Origin of the sequence: Modestobacter sp. VKM Ac-2983, from assembly GCF_026967885.1 — a bacterium.
Classification (GTDB): Bacteria; Actinomycetota; Actinomycetes; order Mycobacteriales; family Geodermatophilaceae; genus Modestobacter.
Genome location: NZ_JAPVBK010000001.1, coordinates 605431 through 624434, shown reverse-complemented (window position 1 = coordinate 624434; position 19004 = coordinate 605431). Strand labels below are relative to the sequence as shown.

At 73.6% G+C, this 19004-nt stretch carries 16 protein-coding genes; 7 read left to right on the top strand and 9 right to left on the bottom strand.

The annotated features are described in order from the left end of the window. Positions 1–76: 76 nt before the first annotated feature. Both O2W18_RS02865 and O2W18_RS02860 read right to left on the bottom strand, forming a co-directional pair. The gene (locus O2W18_RS02865) at positions 77–1075 is read right to left on the bottom strand and encodes an ABC transporter permease (protein WP_269186062.1); all 999 of its coding nucleotides are present in this window, start codon (positions 1073–1075) and stop codon (positions 77–79) included. Beyond that, the gene (locus O2W18_RS02860; RefSeq protein WP_269186061.1) at positions 1068–2327 is read right to left on the bottom strand and encodes a quaternary amine ABC transporter ATP-binding protein; all 1260 of its coding nucleotides are present in this window, start codon (positions 2325–2327) and stop codon (positions 1068–1070) included. Before O2W18_RS02860 ends, O2W18_RS02865 begins: the two co-directional genes overlap by 8 nt. A 679-nt stretch (positions 2328–3006) precedes the next feature. Here O2W18_RS02860 and O2W18_RS02855 point away from each other — a divergent pair. The 3 genes from O2W18_RS02855 (at position 3007) to O2W18_RS02845 (ending at position 5639) form a co-directional block, all read left to right on the top strand. Continuing rightward, positions 3007–3327: a GNAT family N-acetyltransferase gene (locus tag O2W18_RS02855; RefSeq protein WP_269186060.1), complete on the top strand. Its 321-nt coding sequence runs from the start codon at positions 3007–3009 to the stop codon at positions 3325–3327. Between the two features lie 42 nt (positions 3328–3369). After that, on the top strand, positions 3370–4737 hold the full coding sequence (locus O2W18_RS02850; protein ID WP_269186059.1) for a cryptochrome/photolyase family protein: 1368 nt from the start codon (positions 3370–3372) through the stop codon (positions 4735–4737). Between the two features lie 92 nt (positions 4738–4829). Further along, positions 4830–5639: an Fpg/Nei family DNA glycosylase gene (locus tag O2W18_RS02845; protein ID WP_269186058.1), complete on the top strand. Its 810-nt coding sequence runs from the start codon at positions 4830–4832 to the stop codon at positions 5637–5639. Here O2W18_RS02845 and O2W18_RS02840 read toward each other — a convergent pair. Next, a complete protein-coding gene (locus tag O2W18_RS02840) occupies positions 5636–5944 on the bottom strand; it encodes a putative quinol monooxygenase (RefSeq protein ID WP_269186057.1) in 309 nt (102 codons plus the stop codon). The genes O2W18_RS02845 and O2W18_RS02840 overlap by 4 nt on opposite strands. A gap of 81 nt (positions 5945–6025) precedes the next feature. Between O2W18_RS02840 and O2W18_RS02835 the strand changes: the two genes are divergently transcribed. Further along, positions 6026–7423 carry an FAD-dependent oxidoreductase gene (locus tag O2W18_RS02835; RefSeq protein ID WP_269186056.1) on the top strand — a complete coding sequence of 466 codons (1398 nt, stop codon included), beginning with the start codon at positions 6026–6028 and terminating at the stop codon, positions 7421–7423. 34 nt (positions 7424–7457) lie between these two features. After that, entirely contained in the window at positions 7458–8588 is a 1131-nt protein-coding gene (locus O2W18_RS02830) for an aminotransferase-like domain-containing protein (protein WP_269186055.1), read from the top strand. Between the two features lie 90 nt (positions 8589–8678). On the opposite strand, the gene ppc is transcribed toward O2W18_RS02830, so the two are convergent. Next, positions 8679–11498: a phosphoenolpyruvate carboxylase gene (gene ppc / locus O2W18_RS02825; RefSeq protein WP_269186054.1), complete on the bottom strand. Its 2820-nt coding sequence runs from the start codon at positions 11496–11498 to the stop codon at positions 8679–8681. Between the two features lie 55 nt (positions 11499–11553). On the opposite strand from ppc, the gene O2W18_RS02820 reads away from it, so the two are divergent. Next, entirely contained in the window at positions 11554–12471 is a 918-nt protein-coding gene (locus O2W18_RS02820) for an SMP-30/gluconolactonase/LRE family protein (protein ID WP_269186053.1), read from the top strand. A gap of 52 nt (positions 12472–12523) precedes the next feature. Here O2W18_RS02820 and O2W18_RS02815 read toward each other — a convergent pair whose 3' ends face one another. Together O2W18_RS02815 and O2W18_RS02810 are read right to left on the bottom strand one after the other, a co-directional pair. Continuing rightward, the gene (locus O2W18_RS02815) at positions 12524–13756 is read right to left on the bottom strand and encodes an ABC transporter permease (RefSeq protein ID WP_269186052.1); all 1233 of its coding nucleotides are present in this window, start codon (positions 13754–13756) and stop codon (positions 12524–12526) included. Next, positions 13753–14661 (bottom strand): ABC transporter ATP-binding protein, encoded by a 909-nt coding sequence (locus O2W18_RS02810; protein ID WP_269186051.1) that lies wholly within the window; start codon positions 14659–14661, stop codon positions 13753–13755. The genes O2W18_RS02815 and O2W18_RS02810 overlap by 4 nt, the downstream gene beginning before the upstream one ends. 139 nt (positions 14662–14800) lie before the next feature. On the opposite strand from O2W18_RS02810, the gene O2W18_RS02805 reads away from it, so the two are divergent. Continuing rightward, positions 14801–15484, top strand: coding sequence for a UdgX family uracil-DNA binding protein (locus O2W18_RS02805; RefSeq protein WP_269186050.1), 684 nt, complete (start codon positions 14801–14803; stop codon positions 15482–15484). Positions 15485–15528: 44 nt separating this feature from the next. Here O2W18_RS02805 and O2W18_RS02800 read toward each other — a convergent pair whose 3' ends face one another. The 3 genes from O2W18_RS02800 to pdxH form a co-directional block, all read right to left on the bottom strand. Beyond that, entirely contained in the window at positions 15529–16710 is a 1182-nt protein-coding gene (locus O2W18_RS02800) for a glucose-1-phosphate adenylyltransferase family protein (RefSeq protein WP_269186049.1), read from the bottom strand. Between the two features lie 110 nt (positions 16711–16820). Further along, a complete protein-coding gene (locus O2W18_RS02795) occupies positions 16821–18224 on the bottom strand; it encodes an MFS transporter (protein ID WP_269186048.1) in 1404 nt (467 codons plus the stop codon). Further along, positions 18221–18868: a pyridoxamine 5'-phosphate oxidase gene (pdxH, locus tag O2W18_RS02790; protein ID WP_269186047.1), complete on the bottom strand. Its 648-nt coding sequence runs from the start codon at positions 18866–18868 to the stop codon at positions 18221–18223. The genes O2W18_RS02795 and pdxH overlap by 4 nt, the downstream gene beginning before the upstream one ends. Positions 18869–19004 lie beyond the last annotated feature (136 nt).

Genomic DNA, 19004 nt, shown 5'->3' with positions numbered 1-19004 from the left:
GGTGGCGGTCGACTGCCCCGCGCACCGTTGGTGCTCCGGCTCCGCGGCGACGACCCAGGAGGGCCGCGCCGATCGGCTACCGGGCAGATTCGGTGGGTGCGTTCTGGTCGGTCCCGACGGGGGTGACGGCATCGGCGGACCGACTGCTGGCGGCGAGGCCGCCCTTGCCGACCGAGCCACCGCGGCTCAGGAAGCTCGGGATCGCGCCGAGGCGACCGCGCTGCTGGCCGAACGCGCTGGTCAACCGGTCGAGGTAGATGGCGAGGATGACCACCGACAGGCCGCCCTCGAAGCCCAGTCCGACGTCGAGCCGGGAGATGCTGGTGACGACGACGCCACCCAGCCCGGCCGCGCCGATCAGCCCGGCGATGACCGCCATGGAAAGCGCCAGCATGATCACCTGATTGACCCCGGCCATGATCGTCGGCAGGGCCAGGGGCAGCTGGATGCCGCGCAGGATCCGGCCGGGCGGGCTGCCGAACGCGTGCCCGGCCTCCACCAGCTCCTGGTCGACCTGCCGGATGCCCAGCTCGGTGAGCCGGACGCCCGGCGGCATCGCGAAGATGATCGTGGTGACGACACCCGGGACGAGGCCGATGCCGAAGAACGTCACCGCCGGCACGAGGTAGACGAAGGCCGGCATCGTCTGCATGAAGTCGAGCACCGGCCGCAGCGCCGCGCTGACCCGGTCGCTCTTCGCGGCCGCGATCCCGATCGGGATGCCGATCGCCACCGCGATCACCGCGGCCACCAGGACCAGCGCCAGGGTCGCCATGGCCGGCTCCCACATCCGCATGCTGATCAGCAGCAGCAGACCCAGCAGCGAGACGACGGCGAAGCGCACCGACCGCACCACGCCACCGAGCACGGCCAACAGCACGGCCAGCAGGATCGACGGGGGGAAGAGCAGCGCGTCTCGCAGGCCCTCCACGCCGGCCTCGGTCCCGGCGCTGATCACGTCGAAGACCGGGGAGAAGTTCTCGGTGACCCAGTCGAAGCCGGTGTCGATCCAGTCGCCCACCGGGATCTGCGGCAGAGCGCCGTCCTCGGCGGCCCGGAGCACGGTCTCAGCCACGGACGGCCTCCTTCGTCGTCACGGCGGTCGCGCCCACCGGGTCGGCCGGTGTGCGTGAGATGGACGGCGCGGGGCGCGGGACGCCCCCCAGGGCAGCCAGGACCGCCCCGCGGGGCACCACCCCCAGCAGCCGGCCGTCGTCGTCCACGACGGTCACCGGCACCTCGTCCTGGGCGGCGGGGGCGAGCAGGTCGCTCAGCGTCGTGGTCGCCCGGACGTCGACCGGAGGCAGCAGGGCGAGCCCGGCCAGCGACGGGGCCCCCGACGCGACGGCGGCCCGGACGGCGTCCTCGGTGGCCACCCCGGCCACCCGGCCGTCGCCGTCCCCGACGAGGACGGAACCGGAGCGGTGCTCCTGCATCGCCCGGAGCACGTGCGCCGGAGCAGCCGCCGGCGCCACCAGAGCGGGCGCCTCCACCATCACGTGCCGCGCGGTGAACACCCGCCCACGGTCGACGTCGGCGAGGAACTGCCGCACGTAGTCGTCGGCCGGGGCCTCGAGGATCTGGTCCGGCGTGCCGATCTGCACGACCCGGCCGTCGCGCATGATCGCGATCCGGTCACCGAGGCGCATGGCCTCGTTCAAGTCGTGGGTGATGAAGACGATCGTCTTGCCCAGTGACGCCTGCAGCTCCAGCAGCTGGTCCTGCATCTCGCGGCGGATCAACGGGTCCAGCGCACTGAACGCCTCGTCCATCAGCAGCAGGTCGGTGTCGGCGGCGAGCGCTCGGGCCAGCCCGACCCGCTGCTTCATGCCGCCGGAGAGCTGCCCCGGCTTCTGGTCGGCCCACTGGTCGAGCCCGACGAGCGCGAGGGCCTCCTGAGCCTTGGCCCGGCGGGTGGCGCGGTCGACGCCGCGCACCTCGAGGGCGTAGGCGGCGTTGTCCAGCACGCTGCGGTGCGGGAAGAGCGCGAAGTGCTGGAACACCATGCTCATCTGCTCCTGGCGGAGCCGGCGCAGCGCCTTGTCGTCCAGCGCGGTCAGCTCGGCCTCACCCACGTGCACGGTGCCGGCGGTGACCTCGAGCAGCCCGTTGAGCATCCGCAGCAGCGTCGACTTGCCCGAACCGGACAGCCCCATCACCACGAAGATCTCGCCCGGCTCGACGGTGAAGCTGACGTCGATGACGGCCGGCGTCGCGCCACGCTCCCGCACGTCCGCCACGGAGGCGCCGTCCCGGAGCCGGTCGACCGCCTCGGCGGTCCGCCGGCCGAAGACCTTGAACAACCCCTCGGCATGTACTGCGGGCACGGGCAACCTCTCGTCGGCGGACAGGACCCCGGCCTGACGGCACGACGAACAGGGGCACGCAGCTCCGCAGAGCGCTCGTCACCTGTCCGGGTCGTGCCACCGGGCGCACCACCCCACGGGCGGACGCCCTGCGGCGCGGGTGCAGCTCGCCGGCCACGACGCTGGGGCGTCGGCACGCACGTCGCGGTGCGCCGGTCAGCGAGCCGGGGTGGGGCAGGCAGGCCCGCTCCCATCTCAGAGCAGGACGCTAACAGCAGATGATGGACACGAATGACACTTTCAGGCCATCGGGCAATACCGTTATGCGGTCGTGACGCGCACGGGGTGTCGAACAGCACAACGACAATTCCACCGCTCGGTCGAGATCGGCACTCTTCGGCAGGTGTCACCATCCTGAGCTGCGGGTATGTGGACTCAAGCGCGACCCGAGGGCAATCGAGAAATGTGTTGCCGCAATGTCATGGGATCGTCATGAGATCTCCATGTGACACCAGAAGCGTGCCATTCAGCCCGGATCGATCACCGCATCGCCGACCGTGGTGCGCGTGGGACCGGGAACCTCTGGAGTCCCCGACGCGTGGGAGGAGATGCGGGCGACGCCGTGTCGCAACCGTTACCTTGTGTCAGCACGTACGAGCCCCGGCAACGGCGCCGGAGGCGCGGGAGGTGGAGAACACAGATGGAGATCACGGTCGTCGACGTCCCCGAGCGGGGCCGCTTCGAGATCCGGGACGGCGAGCGAGTCGTCGGCCTGGCCAGCTATCACGTCGACCAGGGCGTGATGACCCTGCCGCACACCGAGATCGACCCGGCGGTGGGCGGCCGAGGCCTCGGGACGCAGCTGGTCAGCACCGTCCTCACCGCCGCCCGTGAACGCGGCCTGCATGTGCTCCCCTACTGCTCCTTCATCCGCAAGTACCTGGTCGACCACCCCGAGCAGCTCGACCTCGTCGCCGAAGCCGACCGGCCCACCTTCGGCCTGACACCCGCCCACAGCTGATCCACCCAGCGCCGACGGCAGGGGCTTCCTAGGCTCGACCGGGTGCCCACCGCCCTGCTCTGGTTCCGCCGCGACCTGCGCGTCGACGACCACCCGGCCCTGCTCGCCGCCGTCGACGCCGCCGGGCCCGGGGGTGCCGTCGTCCCGGTCTTCGTCTTCGACGACCGGCTCTACGGCCCCTCGGGCGAGCCGCGCCGGCGGTTCCTGCTCGACTGCCTGGCCGAGCTCGGCGCCTCGACCGGCGGCGCCCTGGTCACGCGGACCGGGGACCCGGCCGCCGTCCTCCCCCGGCTGGTGGCCGAGCTGGACGCGGTGAGCGTGCACGTCACCGCCGACGCCGGCCCGTACGGACGGCAGCGCGACCAGGCGGTGGAGCGGGCGCTGGGCGACGTCCCGCTCGTGCGCACCGGCTCGCCGTACGCGGTGGCGCCCGGCCGGGTGGTCAAGCGGGACGGGACGCCGTTCCGGGTGTTCACCCCGTTCGCCCGCGCCTGGCGCGAGCACGGCTGGCACTCCCCCGCCGTCCGCCCCGACCCGGTCCCGTGGCAGCACGGCGTGCGCTCCGAGGACCCCCCGCCGCGGCCCGAGCTGGACGACGTCCAGCTCCCCCCGGCGGGCGAGGCCGCGGCCGTGGCGGCCTGGCACCGGTTCCGGGACGAACGGCTGCTCGGCTACGACGCCGGCCGCGACCGCCCCGGCACCAACGGGACCAGCCGGCTGTCGGCGTACCTGAAGTACGGCTGCATCCACCCGCGGACGCTGCTCGCCGACCTGGCTGCCGAGCAGGGCTCGGAGTCGGTGCGCCGCTACACCGACGAGCTGGCCTGGCGCGACTTCTACGCCGACGTCCTGTGGCACCGGCCCGACTCCGCCCGGGAGTACCTGAACCCGCAGCTGCAGGGCATGGGCTACGACTCCGGGCCGGACGCCGAGGAGCTGGTGCGCGCGTGGGAGACCGGCCGCACCGGCTTCCCGATCGTCGACGCCGGGATGCGGCAGCTGCTCGGGGAGGCCTACGTGCACAACCGGGTGCGGATGATCGTCGCCTCGTTCCTGGTGAAGGACCTGCACCAGGAGTGGACCCGCGGCGCGCGGTTCTTCATGCAGCACCTGGTCGACGGCGACCTGGCCAGCAACAACCACGGCTGGCAGTGGGTCGCCGGCACCGGCACCGATGCCTCGCCGTACTACCGGGTGTTCAACCCGATCACCCAGGGCAAGAAGTTCGACCCGGACGGCGCGTACGTGAAGCGCTGGGTGCCCGAGCTGCGTGACCTGGACCCCAAGCACGTGCACGAGCCGTGGACGGCGCCCGGCGGCGTCCCGGCCGGCTACCCCGAGCCGGTCGTCGACCACGCCCACGAGCGACAGGTGTCCCTGGACCGCTACGCCGCCGTCCGCGCCCGCTGACGGAGGACCCGGACCGGCGGTGTCGGCCGGGTCACCGGTCCTGTCGTGGCGGGCGGGGCCCCGGCGGGTGAAGCTGGACGGCGTGATCGTCCGTGCCTGAGGGCCACACCCTGTTCCGCCTGGCCCGCGAGCAGCAGGCTGCGTTCGCCGGCCGCGAGGTGCACGTCACCAGCCCGCAGGGCCGCTTCGCCGCTCAGGCCGAGCTGCTCGACGGCCGGGTGCTCGACGAGGTGACCTCCTACGGCAAGCACCTGTTCGCCTTCTTCGGCCCGGACGTCGTGCACGTCCACCTGGGCCTCTACGGGAAGTTCACCTCCGGCACCGGCCTGCCACCCGAGCCCCGCGGCGCGCTGCGGATGCGCTGGGAGGGCCCGGGCGAGGACGGGGAGGGCGTGTGGACCGACCTACGCGGCGCCACCGCCTGCGACCTGATCACCGACGGCGAGGTGCAGCTGATCCTCGACCGACTGGGCCCGGACCCGCTGCGCCGGCGGTCGGACCCGGCGAAGGCGTTCGCCCGCATCTCCCGCAGCCGGACCACCATCGGCCAGCTGCTCATGGACCAGGCCGTGCTCGCCGGCGTCGGGAACGTCTACCGGGCCGAGGTCCTGTTCCGGCAGCGGCTGAGCCCCTTCCGGCTGGGCCGCGACGTCGACGGCGAGCTCTGGGACCGGTTGTGGGCCGACCTGGTGACGCTGATGAAGGCCGGGGTCAAGGCCGGCCGGATCGTCACCACCGAGCGCGCCGACAGGGAGCGTCAGCGTGGCCCGGCGCTCCGCGAGGACGCGCACTACGTCTACCGGCGCGCCGGGCTGCCCTGCCGGATCTGCGGCACCGAGGTGCGCACCGAGGTCATGGTCGGCCGGAACCTCTTCTGGTGCCCCACCTGCCAGGCTGTCTAGAGAGCACCCTTGGCCTCGTCGCCGGCGGGCACTGACTGCAGCAGCCGGACGCCGATCGGCTCCGTCAGGTCGTCCTTGACGCTCTCGGTGAGCTGGTTGAACGTCTCGCCGGCCCCGTGCGCCTTGACGTCGTCCTGGGTCGCCCAGCGCTCGATCATCACGAACCCGTAGCCGTCCTCGTGCAGGGCGTACAGCTCACAGCCGGGCTCCTCGTGCACCTTCGGGATGGCGGCGGTGAACGCCTCCCGGACGGCGTCGGCGCGGCCGGGCTTGGGCGAGACGGTGGCGACGATCGTGATGGACACGCAGGACTCCTCAACGGTGGTCGGGCACGACTGCCCGGGTTCACCCTGGCGCCTACCCGTCTTCGGGACGACGATGCGGGCGTGGCCGAACCCACTGTGCACGACCGATCGCTGCCCGGACGCCCGCTGCGTGTCGCCGTCGTCGGTGCCGGACCGGCGGGCATCTACGCCGCCGATGCCCTCGCCGGGCAGGATCACGTCCCGGTCGCCGTCGACCTGATCGACCGGCTGCCCACCCCGTTCGGCCTGGTGCGGCACGGCATCGCCCCCGACCACCTGAAGATGCGGGCGTTGCGCGAGACGCTGCACCACACCCTGGACCACGAGCGGGTGCGCTTCGTCGGCAACGTGGAGATCGGCACCGACCTGGCCCTGGACGAGTTGCGCCGGCACGTCGACGCCGTCGTCTACACCTACGGCGCGGCCGGTGACCGCACGCTGGGCATCCCCGGGGAGGAGCTGCCCGGCAGCCTGGCCGCCACCGACGTCGTCGCCTGGTACTGCGGGCACCCCGACGCCGACCGGGCGCGGGTCGAGGAGCTGGTGTCCCGAGCCCGGGACGTCGTGGTGGTCGGCGTGGGCAACGTGGCCCTGGACGTGGCCCGGGTCCTGGCCCGCTCCGCCGCCGAGCTGCACCCCACCGACATGCCGCACAACGTGCTGGACACGCTGGCCGCCGCCCCGGTCGAACGGATCACCGTGCTCGGCCGGCGCGGCCCGGCGCAGGCCAGCTTCACCACCCAGGAGCTGCGCGAGCTGGGCCACCTGGCCGCCGCCACGGTGCTGGTCGACCCGGCCGACCTCACCGACGCCGGGGACGCGGCGCTGGCCGCCGAGGACCGGCACGTCGCCCGCAACCTCGCCGCACTCGCCGACTACGCCGGGCACGAGGCCACCCCCGGCACGGTGAGCGTGCGGCTGCGCTTCCACGCCCGCCCGGTCCGCCTGCTCGGCACGGACCGGGTCATCGGGGTGGAGGTGGAGCGCACCCGGGTCGACGCCGACGGCCGCGCGGTCGGCACCGGGGAACTCGACGTCGTCCCGGCCGACCTGGTCGTTCGCTCGGTCGGCTACCGCGGGCACGCGCTGCCGGGGCTGCCGCTGACCGCGGGCACCGTGCCGCACGACGCCGGCCGGGTGCTCCGCGACGGCGAGGTCAGCCGCGGCGAGTACGTGGCCGGGTGGATCAAGCGGGGGCCGACCGGCGTCGTCGGCACCAACAAGCACGATGCCCGGGAGACCGTCGCCTCGCTCCTGGCCGACGTCGCCGCCGGGGTGCTGGCGCCCGGCGGGGACGACGACTGGGTCGACACCCTCCTCGCCCGCGGCGGGCACCCCGTGCTGCTGGCCGACTGGCGGGCCATCGACGCCGCCGAGATCGCCCTCGGTGCCGTCCACGGCCGGGCCCGCACCACGCTGCACGAACGGGAGTCGCTGCTCGCCGCCGTCCGGGCCGCCGCGGCAGCGCAGGAGGGCTGAGCCCGGGGTGGCGCGGTACGGCAGACTCGGTCTCGTGACCGGCTCAGCACAGACCTCGCCCGCCACCACGATGATCTCCTTCGCCCGCGGCGCTCCGTCCACCGACATCGTCGACGTCGAGGGCCTCAAGCAGGCCGCGGTCGCCGCGTTCGACTCCGACCCGGCCGGGATGACCGGCTACGGGACGGCGGTCGGCTACGTGCCGCTGCGGACGTGGATCGCCGAGAAGCACGGCGTCCCGGTCGAGCACGTGCTGGTGACCAACGGCTCGATGCAGGCCGACGCCTTCCTCTTCGACGAGCTGGCCACGCCGGGCGCCGCGGTGGTGACCGAGCGGCCCACCTACGACCGCACCCTGCTCGGGCTGCGCAACCGCGGCGCCGACGTGCACCTGGTGACGCTGGAGGAGGACGGCATCGCCGTCGACGAACTCGCCGCCCTGCTCGACGGTGGGCTGCGGCCGACGCTGGCGCACGTCATCCCCAACTTCCAGAACCCGGCCGGCTACACGCTCTCGCTGGCCAAGCGTGAGCGACTGCTGGAGCTGGCCCGCGAGCACGACTTCGTGCTGTTCGAGGACGACCCCTACGTCGACATCCGGTTCAGCGGGGAGCCGCTGCCGCGGATGCTGGAACTGGACGGCGGCGCGGCCAGCGAGCACGTCGTCTACGCCTCGTCGTTCTCCAAGACGGTCTGCCCCGGCATCCGGGTGGGATACCTGGTCGGGCCGCCGGCGCTGATCAAGAAGATCCAGGTCCGGGCCACGAACACCTACATCGCGCCGAACATGGTCGCCCAGGGCACCGTGCACGCCTACCTGCAGGGCGACCGGTTCCCGGCCGCGCTGGAGCGGGTGAAGTCGGCGCTGGCCGAGCGGGTCGGGCTGCTGGACGACGCGCTGCGCGAGCACCTGCCGCAGGCGACGTTCCGCCGTCCCGAGGGCGGCTACTTCCTGTGGGTGTCGCTGCCCGAGGGCGAGGGCCACGACGTCGCCCGGATCACCACCGAGGCCGCCGCCCGCGGGGTGGCGATCGTGCCCGGCACCGATTTCCTGCTCGAGGGCGGGCACAACAGCTTCCGGCTCGCCTACTCGGCGGTGCAGCCCGGCGACGTCGACGAGGGCGTGCGCCGGCTGGCCGCCGCCATCGAGGCCGCCCGCAGCTGAGCCGGTCCGCGCCCCTGGGCGCGGGCACGGTCGGCACACTTGTGCTCTGCTCACTGGTGGTGAGCAGAGCACAAGCGTGCCCGGACCAACTCAGCCGGAGTTGCGCAGGGCGGTGGCGACGCCGTTGACCGACAGCTGGATGCAGCGGCGCACCAGCTCGTCGTCGTCCCCCTCGCGGCGGCGGCGCAGCATCTCCACCTGCAGGTGGTGCAGCGGCTCCAGGTAGGGGAACCGGTTGCGGATCGACCGGGCCAGCGACGGGTTGTCGGCCAGCAGCTGCTCATCGCCGGTGACCGCCAGCAGCATCCGCACCGTGCGCTCGTGCTCGGCGGTGATCTGGCTGAACACCCGGTCGCGCAGCTCCACGTCGGGCACCAGCTCGGCGTAGCGGGCGGCCAGCTCCAGGTCGGTCTTCGCCAGCACCATCCCCATGTTGGACAGCACGGTGCGGAAGAACGGCCAGCGCCGGTGCAGGTCCTGCAACTGGGCCAGCCGCTCCGGCGAGCCGTCGACCCACGACTCCAGCGCCGTCCCGGTGCCGTACCAGCCGGGCAGCATGATCCGGGCCTGCGACCAGCTGAACACCCACGGGATCGCCCGCAGGTCGGCGATCTTGTCGCCGGCCTTGCGGGACGGCGGCCGGCTGCCGATGTTCAGCTCGGCCAGCTCCCGGATCGGGGTCGCGGCGCGGAACCACTCGACGAAGCCGGGCGTCTCGTGCACCAGCGCCCGGTAGGCGCCCTGGGCCCGCGCCGCCAGGTCGTCCAGCAGCGCGTAGACGTCCTCCGCGTCCGCGCCGAGGCCCTCGATGTCCAGCAGCGTCGACTCCAGGGTGGCCGCGACCAGCGCCTCCAGGTTCCGACGGGCCAGGTCGGGTGAGGCGTACTTGGCCGCGATCACCTCGCCCTGCTCGGTGATCCGCAGCGCCCCGGCGACCGAGCCCGGCGGCTGCGCCCGGATCGCCTCGTAGCTGGGGCCGCCGCCCCGGCCGACGGTGCCGCCGCGGCCGTGGAACAGCCGCAGCCGGATGCCGTTCGCGCGGGCGACCTCGACCAGCGCCAGCTCGGCCCGGTACAGCGCCCAGTTGGCGGCCAGGTAGCCGCCGTCCTTGTTGCTGTCGCTGTAGCCGAGCATCACCTCCTGGTCGTCGCCGCGGTTGGCCACCAGCGCCCGGTACAGCGGCTGGTCCAGCATCGCGGCCAGGATCGTGCCGGCGGCCTGCAGGTCGCCGATCGTCTCGAACAGCGGGGAGATGCCCACCGAGCAGGTGGGACCGACCCCACCGTCCGGAGTCTGGGCGCCGGGGTCCAGCAGCCCGACCTCCTTGAGCAGGACGGCGACCTCGAGCACGTCGCTGACCGACTCGCACATGCTGATCACGTAGTTCGGGATTGCGCGTGGGCCGAGGAGCGCCACCTGCTCGGCGGCCGCCACGAGCAGGTCCAGCTCGCCGCGGGCGAGCTCGGAGAGCTCGGCGTCGGGGCGCACCAGCGGCCGGCGCAGCTGCAGCTCTCCGGTGAGCAGCTCGACCCGGGCCGCCTCGTCGAGTGCGGCGTAGTCGTCGCACACCCCGGCCCAGGCCAGCAGCTCGCCCAGCACCTCCTCGTGCACCGCGGAGTTCTGCCGCATGTCCAGCCCGCACAGGTGGAAGCCGAAGACCTCCACCGCGTCGCGCAGCCGGGCCAGCCGGTCGTCGGCCAGCGCACCCGCCCCGTGGCTGCGCAGCGAGGCGTCGACCGTGGCGAGGTCGGCGATCAGCTCCTCGGGGAGGGCGTAGGGCGGCAGGTCGACGTCCGGCTCCTCCCCCGGCACCGCACCGAGCACCCGCCGCGCGGTCGCGGCCAGCCGCCGGTAGACCCCGCGCAGGGCGCGCCGGTAGGGCTCGTCGCCACGGAACGGGGAGTCGTCGCCGGAGGCCTCGGCCAGGGCGTACAGCTCGTCGGTGGGCGTCACCAGCCGGTCGGACATCGACAGCTCGTCGGCCAGGCAGATGAGCTCGGCGAGGTGGTGCCGCAGCGCCGTCTCGGCCTGCCGGGTGGTCGCCCGGCGGACGGCGTCGGCGGTGACGAACGGGTTGCCGTCCCGGTCCCCGCCGATCCAGGAACCCGGCTGCAGCATCGGGGTGTCCAGCAGGTCGGCGTCCGGCCAGCGCTCGCGCAGGGCCTGGCGGAGCTCGGTGTTGATCGCCGGGACCACCTCGAACAGCGACAGGTCGTAGTAGCGCAGCGCCTCGTCGATCTCGTCGGCCAACCGCAGCCGGGACAGCCGCAGCAGCGCCGTCTGCCAGAGGGTGAGCACCTCGCGGGACAGGTGCGCCGCCCAGGCCCGCTCGTCGATCCCGTACGGCCCGGCGTCGTCCCGCTGCCGGATCAGGTCGGTGACCTGTTGCTGCACCTGGGAGATCGTCCGGCGGCGCACCTCGGTCGGGTGCGCGGTCACCACCGGGACGACGAGCGCACCGGCCAGTTCCCGGGCCACCACGTCGCCGTCGAGGCCTGCCTCGTCCAGCAGGTCCAGCGACGCCGCCAGGCTCCCCTTCTGCGGGGGCGAGCCCTCCCGCCGGTGGTGCCGGCGGCGGCGCTCGTGGTGCACGTCCTCGGCGATGTTGGCCAGCAGCGAGAAGTGGCTGAACGCCCGGACGACGTGGTTGGCCTCGTGCAGGTCGAGCTGGGCCAGTCGGTCGGCGAGCTCGGAGCGGCCCACCTCGGAGCGTCGGATCCGGAAGGCCTCGACCCGGGTGGCCTCGACCAGCTCGAGGACGTCGGCGCCGGCCTGCTCGCCGATCACCTCCCCGAGCACTCGGCCCAGCAGTCGGATGTCGGCCCGCAAGGGCTCGTCGGTGCGGTCGTCCGGGTCGGTAGGACCCCCGGAGGGGCGCAGGTCGGCAACGTCGACGGTGGCTTCGGACACGGGGGCAGTATCCGCAACCGGTGTGACGGCCCGGTGTCCCGGGGAGGATGGGCGGGTGATCCGACTGCAGGCGACACCGACCAGCCCCGTCCCGGCCGAGCACGGAGAGGGCCCGATCTGGGACGCCGCCGCGCAGGAACTGCTCTGGGTGGACATCACCGCGGGGCTCGTCCGGCGCGGCACCGTCAGCGGGGACGACGTCGTCCCGGTGGCCGAGCACCGCGGCGGTGCGACGGTGGGCTTCGTCGCCCCGGCGGCCGCCGGCGGCTGGCTGCTGGGCGCCGGGGCGGGCGTCACCCGGCTGGCCCCCGACGGCGCGGCGGAGGTGCTGATCGAGCTCGCCGGGGAGGGTGGCTCGGAGTCCGCCGGCGGCACCCGGATGAACGACGGCGCCTGCGACCGGGCCGGCCGGTTCTTCGCCGGCACCATGGCCTTCGACGAGCAGCCCGGGGCCGGCCGCCTCTACCGGCTGGACCTGGACGGCACGGTCAGCACCGTGCTCGACGGCCTCACCATCTCCAACGGGCTGGGCTGGTCACCCGACGACCGCACCGTGTACCTCTCCGACTCGGGGCAGCAGGTGGTCTGGGCCTTCGACTACGACCTGGACACCGGCGCCTTCGGCGAGCGCCGGGTGCTGCTGGACTTCAGCGACGACCCGGCCGGCGTCGCCGACGGCCTCACCGTCGACGACGAGGGCTGTCTCTGGACGGCGCTGTGGGGCGGTGCCCAGGTGCGGCGCTGGTCGCCCGAGGGTGAGCTGCTCGCGGTCGTCGAGGTCGACGCCCAGAACACCACCAGCTGCGCGTTCGTCGGCGACCTGCTGGCGATCAGCACGTCGGTGCACGGGATGGACGACGCCACCCGGGCCGCCCAGCCGGACGCCGGCCGGCTGTTCACGGTGCGGCCCGGGGTGAGCGGCCCACCGGCGCACGCCTACCGTGGCCCGCTCAGCGGCCTGCGCCAGCGCTGACCGCCCCGCCGTCCACCCCGGGTCGAGTGAGCTGACCCGGGGCGGACAGGCGTCAGGCCCTCTCGGCCGCCAGGGCCTCGCGCAGCTTGAGCCGGCCACCGGTGCGGAGGAGTGCACCGGCGTAGATCCGCCCACCGATCCGGACGATGACGGCGATCGCCAGGACCATCAGCAGGACGGCGAGCCCGACCTCCCACCACGCGGCCTCGCCCGCGGCCTGCCGCACCGGCATCACCATCGGCGACAGACCCGGGACGTAGGAGGTCACCGTGGCCAGGGTGCTGCCCGGGTCCTGGGCGGCCTGCAGGGCGATGACGAACCCGACCACCAGCAGGATGGTCGTCGGCGTCAGCACGCTGCCCAGGTCCTCCTGCCGGCTGACCAGCGAGGCGGCCACCGCGAACACTGCGGCGTAGAAGGCGTAGCCGATCACGAACCAGGCCAGCACGGTGAGCACGGTGCCGATGAGCTGCCCCGGCAGGTCGACGACGTCGAAGGCCAGCGCGCCGGCGACCCCGACCACGGCGATCACCGCGATCTGCATCAGCCCGAGCGCCCCCAGGCCGATGATCTTCCCGGCGAGCAGCTGCCACGGGCGCATGGTGGCCAGCAGGAGCTCGACCACCCGGCTCGACTTCTCCTCGACGACGCCCTGCGCGACGAACTGCCCGAAGAGGATGAAGAGGAAGTACAGCAGCCCCACCCCGAGCAGGGCGACGATCGTGGCCTGCGAACGATCGTCCTCGGCTCCCTCCAGGGCGACGACGTCGACCTCCGGGGCGGGCTCGAGCTGCACCCCGGCCTCGCTGAGCTGGTCGGCCACGGAGAGGGCGGCCAGGGCGCTCTGCACGAGGTCCTCGGCGCTCCCGCCCGCGGTCTGCACCAGGAGCTCGGGGCGGCTGCCGGTCGGGTCCAGCAGCGCGGCCTCGACGTCCTCCTCGGCCACGGCGGTGCGGGCGGCGTCTTCGTCGGCCAGCTGGACCACCGTCACCTCGGTGTCCAGCGCCCGGCCCTGCTGCTGCAGCACCTGCTCGACGGCCTGGTCGCCCCCGACCAGGCCGATCCGGCTGGTCGACTCCCCGCCGCCGATGATCACCTGGAAGACCATCAGGCCGATGATCAGCAGGATCAGCACCGCGGAGCTGACCAGGAAGCCCTTGTCCCGGATCCGGGTGGAGATCTCCCGGCCGGCCACGAGGCGGACCAGTTGTGCCGGGCTGTGCGGCTTCACGTCGGAGTGTGCCGGCGCAGGTGTGCGGACGTCGCGGTGTGCGGTCGCGGTCATGCCGCCACCTCCTGAGGGGTCGTGACGGCGTCGCGGAACAGCTCGACCAGGGTCGGCTCCCGCCAGGCGAAGTGGGTGACCCGGCCGGTGGCCAGGGCGGCGGCGAGCACCTGCTGGTCGTCTGTGCCGGGCGGGAGCTCGAGCACGGTGTCACCGCGCTGCTCGGAGACCACCCGCACACCGGGCACCGCACTGGCCCAGCCGGGCGATGCGTCGGGGGCGACCACCCGCAGCTGCCGGCCGACGGTCGTGGACCGCAGCTCGGCGACGGTCCCGCTGGCGACGATCTTGCCGCGGGCGAGGATGCCGACCGCGTCGCACAGCCGCTCCACCAGGTCCAGCTGGTGGCTGGAGAAGACGACGGGCACCCCGCGCCGGCACTGCTCGAGCAGCGCCTCGGCCAGCGAGTCGACGCCCACCGGGTCCAGGCCGGAGAACGGCTCGTCGAGGATCAGCACGTCGGGCTCGCTGACCAGCGCCGCCGCCAGCTGTACGCGCTGCTGGTTGCCCAGCGACAGCTTCTCCACCCGGTCGCCGCGCCGCTCTCCCAGCCCGAGCCGCTCGGCCCAGTGCTCGGCGGCGCGACCGGCGGCGCGGGCGTCCAGCCCGTGCAGCCGGGCGAAGTAGCTCAGCTGCTCACCGACCTTCATCTTCGGGTACAGGCCGCGCTCCTCGGGCATGTAGCCGATCCGGCGACGGACGATCTCGTCGACCGGGCGGCCCGACCAGCGCACCTCCCCGGCGTCGGCGCGCGCGAGCCCCATGGCGATCCGCATCGTGGTGGTCTTGCCCGCACCGTTGGACCCGCAGAAGCCGAACATCTGGCCCGGGGCCACGGTGAAGCTCACCCCCTCGAGCACCTGGTTGCTGTCGTAGGCCTTGTACAGGCCATCGAACTCGAGCACTGCTCCTCCGGTGTCCGTCGTGTGCGAGCAGCCCTTGCCATCCGCAACGACTGGGAGCCTGTCGCATCACTTTCCGCATCGTCAAGTGAACAGCTGATCTCGGGCTGCGGTGGCGCCCCCGGTCGGGTGTCATCGACGCATGAGCGAACGCAACCACCCCGCCCAGGTGCCCAGCGGCGTGGGCCTGGACGGGCTGCGGGAGGCGGCGGCCGGCTGCCGGGCGTGCGAGCTCGGCGAACCGGCCACCCAGACCGTCTTCGGCGAGGGCCCGGAGACCGCGCGGGTCGTCTTCGTCGGCGAGCAGCCCGGCGACCAGGAGGACCGCACGGGCGAGCCGTTCGTCGGCCCGGCCGGGAAGCTGCTGGACCGGGCACTGACCGAGGCCGGCATCGACCGGCGCGACGCCTACGTGACGAACGCGGTCAAGCACTTCCGGTTCAAGCCCACCCCCAAGCGCCGGATCCACCAGTCCCCGGGGGCGGAGCACCTGATGGCCTGCCGCCCGTGGCTGGAGGCGGAGTTCGCCGTCCTCCAGCCGGAGGTGGTGGTCTGCCTGGGCGCGGTGGCGGCCAAGGCGCTGATCTCACCGTCGTTCCGGATCACCCGCGAGCACGGGCAGCTGCTGCCGTGGACCCCACCGGGCGTCCGCGCTGCGGAGGCGGCGCTCCCCGACGCCGACCAGGACGAGGACGCCCCGCACCAGACCTGGGTGCTCGCCACCACCCATCCCTCGGCCGTGCTGCGGACGCCGGACGACGCCCGGGCCGCCGCCTTCGACGCGCTCGTGGCCGACCTCCGGGTCGTCGCCCACACCCTCGCCTGATCCCCGTGAGGGGCCAAGGTCGCGATCTTGGCCCCTCACGGGGATCAGTCCTTCTCGGGCTCCGGGTAGCGGGCCCCGGAGGAGAGCTCGGTGCCGGCCTCCACCGTCGCCCGCCGGCCGACCAGGGTGATCGCGCCGTCCCCACCGACCGTGGCCCGCTCCCCGACCTGCACCCCGTCGTCCAGCACGGCGCGGGTGACGGTGGCGCCGGCACGCACCCGGGCGCCGGGCAGCAGCACCGAGTCGATGACGGTCGCCCCCGGCTCGACGATCACGCCGGGCGACAGCACCGAGCCGCGCACCTCCCCGGCCACCCGGGTGCCCCCGGACACCAGGCTGTCCTCGACCACCGCCCCGCGCAGCAGTCGCGCGGCGCTGTGCCGGCCGCCGCGGGTGTGGATGGGCCAGCTCTTCTCGTCCAGGTCGATCGGGGGCTCCTCGCAGCGGAACTCGCGGTGCGCCTCCCAGTAGGACTCGATGGTGCCGACGTCCCGCCAGTAGCCGTTCAGCGGGTGCGCCCGGGCCAGGCCGTCCTTCGTCTGCGCCGGCAGCAGGTGGGTGCCCAGGTCCTCCAGGCCGTCGTCGCCGACCTGGTCCTGGATCGCCTCGAGCCGGTCGAGGGTCTCGTCCGGGGAGAAGACGAAGACCTCGTTGGTGGCGGTCGTCGTCGCCGGCTCGTCGGGCTTGTAGGCGTAGTCGGTGACCTTCCCGTCGTCCGCGGTCTGGACGATGCCGTACCGGGCGGCGTCGTCCGGCTCGACCTCCGTGGTGACCATGGTGACCTCGGCCCCGGAGCCCAGGTGGGCGTCGACGACGGCGCGGTAGTCGAGCTTGTAGACCGCGTCGGAGCTGACCACCACGAGCGCGTCGGCGCCGAACTGCCGGATCAGCTCGGCCTGCCGCCACAGCCCGTCGGCGGTGCCGGCGGTGAAGCCGCCGCGCTCGCTGCCCTGGAAGGGCGGCAGCATCAGCAGCCCGCCGGTGCTGCGGTCCAGGTCCCACGGGCGGCCGCCGGCCAGGTGCTCGTTCACCGACTGCGGCTGGTACTGCTCGGACACCCACACGTCGGGGATCTGGGAGTGCTCGCAGTTGGACAGCGGGAAGTCGATGAGCCGGTACACCCCGGCGAACGGGACGGCGGGCTTGGCCCGGGTCTCGGTCAGCAGTTCCAGGCGGCTGCCCTTGCCACCGGCGAGGACGAGGACGAGGACCCGCGGGAGCGCCATGGCCGCTCCGCTACCCGCCGCGGCACGGCGCATGCCCGACACGCGCGTCGTCGGTCGCGCAGTGCTGTCTCACCGCGACCGATGCACCATCCGGTGACCGATGGCGGAGGTCAGTCGGCCGCGAGCCGGCGGCGGGCGTCGCGGGCCACCTCGTCGGCCCGGGACGCCCGGAACAGCCAGAACGACGGCACCGCGACGGCGACCACGGCCATCGCCACCACGATCACCACACCGCCGGAGACCATCGCGGCGGTGACCCCGACGCTGCTGGCCATCAGCCCGGCGCGCAGGTCGCCCAGCCGCGGCCCACCGGCCACGACCACGATGAACACGCCCTGCATCCGGCCGCGCATCTCGTCCGGCGCCGCCGTCTGCAGCATCGCCGAGCGCAGCACCGCGCTGACCATGTCGCCGGCGCCCGCGACGGCGAGGCAGAGCACCGCCAGCCAGAGCGTCGAGGCGAGTCCGAAGCCGATGATCGCCACGCCCCACACGGCGATGGCGGCCAGCACGACCGCGCCCTGCCGGTCGACCCGGCTCACCCACCCGGAGGTCAGCCCCATCAGCAGCGAGCCGATCGACACCCCGGCGAACAGCCAGCCCAGGCTGTTCGCGTCGCCGCGGTAGACCGTCTGGGACAGCTCGGGGAAGACAGCCTGCGGCCAGGCGAACAGCATCGCGATGAGGTCGACGACGAACGTCATCAGCAGCACCGGCTGGGTGCGCAGGAAGGCGAACCCCTCCCCCACCCCGCGCACCGCCGCGCCGAGCCGCAGCGGGCCGGAGACGCCCTCCGGCGGCAGCGGCGGCAGCCCGCGCAGCAGCAGGACGGCGGCGACGAAGCCCAGCGCGTCGATCGTGTAGACGATCGAGAGGTCGCCCAGGCCGATCAGCAGACCGGCCAGCAGCGGCCCGACGATCACGCCTGCCTGGCGCACCGTCATCGCCAGCGCGTTGGCCGCCGCGACCTGCTCCGGCCCGACCAGCGCCGGGATCACCGCGCTGCGCGCCGGCTGGTTGACCGCGGCGAACCCCGAGACGGCGGCGGCCAGCAGCCACAGCACGCTGACGTGCCCGTCCCCGGGCAGCAGCGCCTGCACGGCCAGCAGCGCACTGGTGACCGCGGCACCTGTGGAGCTGATCAGCATCAGCACGCGGCGGTCCATGGCGTCGGCGATCGCCCCGCCGAGCAGGCCGAAGACGACCAGCGGCACCAGCGCGACCACCGAGGTGAGCCCGACCATCAGCGAGGAGCCGGTCAGCTCGTAGACCTGGTACGGGACGGCGACCAGCGTCATCTGCTGGCCCAGCATCGTGACCGCGACGCCGCCGAAGACCCGGCGGAAGGCGCGGTTGCGCAGCGGCGTGGTGTCCAGCGCCCAGCCGCGCCGGCGGGTCACCGGCTGCGGCTGCTCCACCGACAGGCCGCCCTCGACCGGATCGACCGGATCGACTCCACCACCAAAATGGCCATTTTGGCGGTGCTTGCGGCCCCTGTGGTTGCCGGACCTCACGGGGCGAGGCGCTGCACGACCCAGCCGCCGCCTTCCTCGTCATCGCGCACGAACACCAGCCGGTCGTGCAGGCGGTCATGGCCGCCCTGCCAGAACTCCACCCGCTCGGGCAGGACCCGGTAGCCGCCCCAGTTCTCCGGGCGCGGCAGCTGCCCGGGCGGGGTCTGGGCGTCCAACTCGGCCACCCGGGTGCGCAGCAACTCGCGGGACTCCACCACCGTCGACTGGATCGAGGCGGCGGCGGCCAGCTGCGAGCCGCGGGGCCGGGGGTCCCACAGCAGGCCCGAGGCGGTCGGCCCGATCCGCTCGACGGCACCGGCCACCCGGACCTGCCGCTGCTGGGCGTGCCAGGGGAAGACCAGCGCCGCCCGGGGGTTGACGGCCAGCTGGGCGGCCTTGGCCGAGGCGTAGTTGGTACCGAAGACGAACCCGTCGACGTCGTAGCCCTTCATCAGCACGACGCGGGCATCGGGCATGCCGTCGGCGTCCGCGGTGGCCACCACCATGGCGTTGGGCTCGGGGAGCTCGGCGGCGACGGCGTCGGCGAACCAGCGGTCGAACTGCTCCACCCAGGTGGCCGCGAGGCCCTCCTCGCCGAAGCCGCTGTCGTCGTAGTCCCTGCGCATGCGGATCAGGTCGGCCACCGGCCCATGCTGTCACCGTTGCAGCGCGCACCGCCCGCTGGCCGGGAGCCGGGGTGCACCCCGTGGCCTGCCAGCCCCTAAGTTGAGGTTCGTCGTGCGCTGACCAGCGTCCGTCCCCACCCGCGCGCAGAGGAGC

What these genes read in the sequence shown, in the direction of transcription:
- O2W18_RS02815 (WP_269186052.1), bottom strand. Translation starts at nt 13,756, where the DNA reads ATGACCGCGACCGCACACCGCGACGTCCGCACACCTGCGCCGGCACAC.
- O2W18_RS02805 (WP_269186050.1), top strand. Translation starts at nt 14,801, where the DNA reads ATGAGCGAACGCAACCACCCCGCCCAGGTGCCCAGCGGCGTGGGCCTG.
- O2W18_RS02800 (WP_269186049.1), bottom strand. Translation starts at nt 16,710, where the DNA reads ATGGCGCTCCCGCGGGTCCTCGTCCTCGTCCTCGCCGGTGGCAAGGGC.
- O2W18_RS02855 (WP_269186060.1), top strand. Translation starts at nt 3,007, where the DNA reads ATGGAGATCACGGTCGTCGACGTCCCCGAGCGGGGCCGCTTCGAGATC.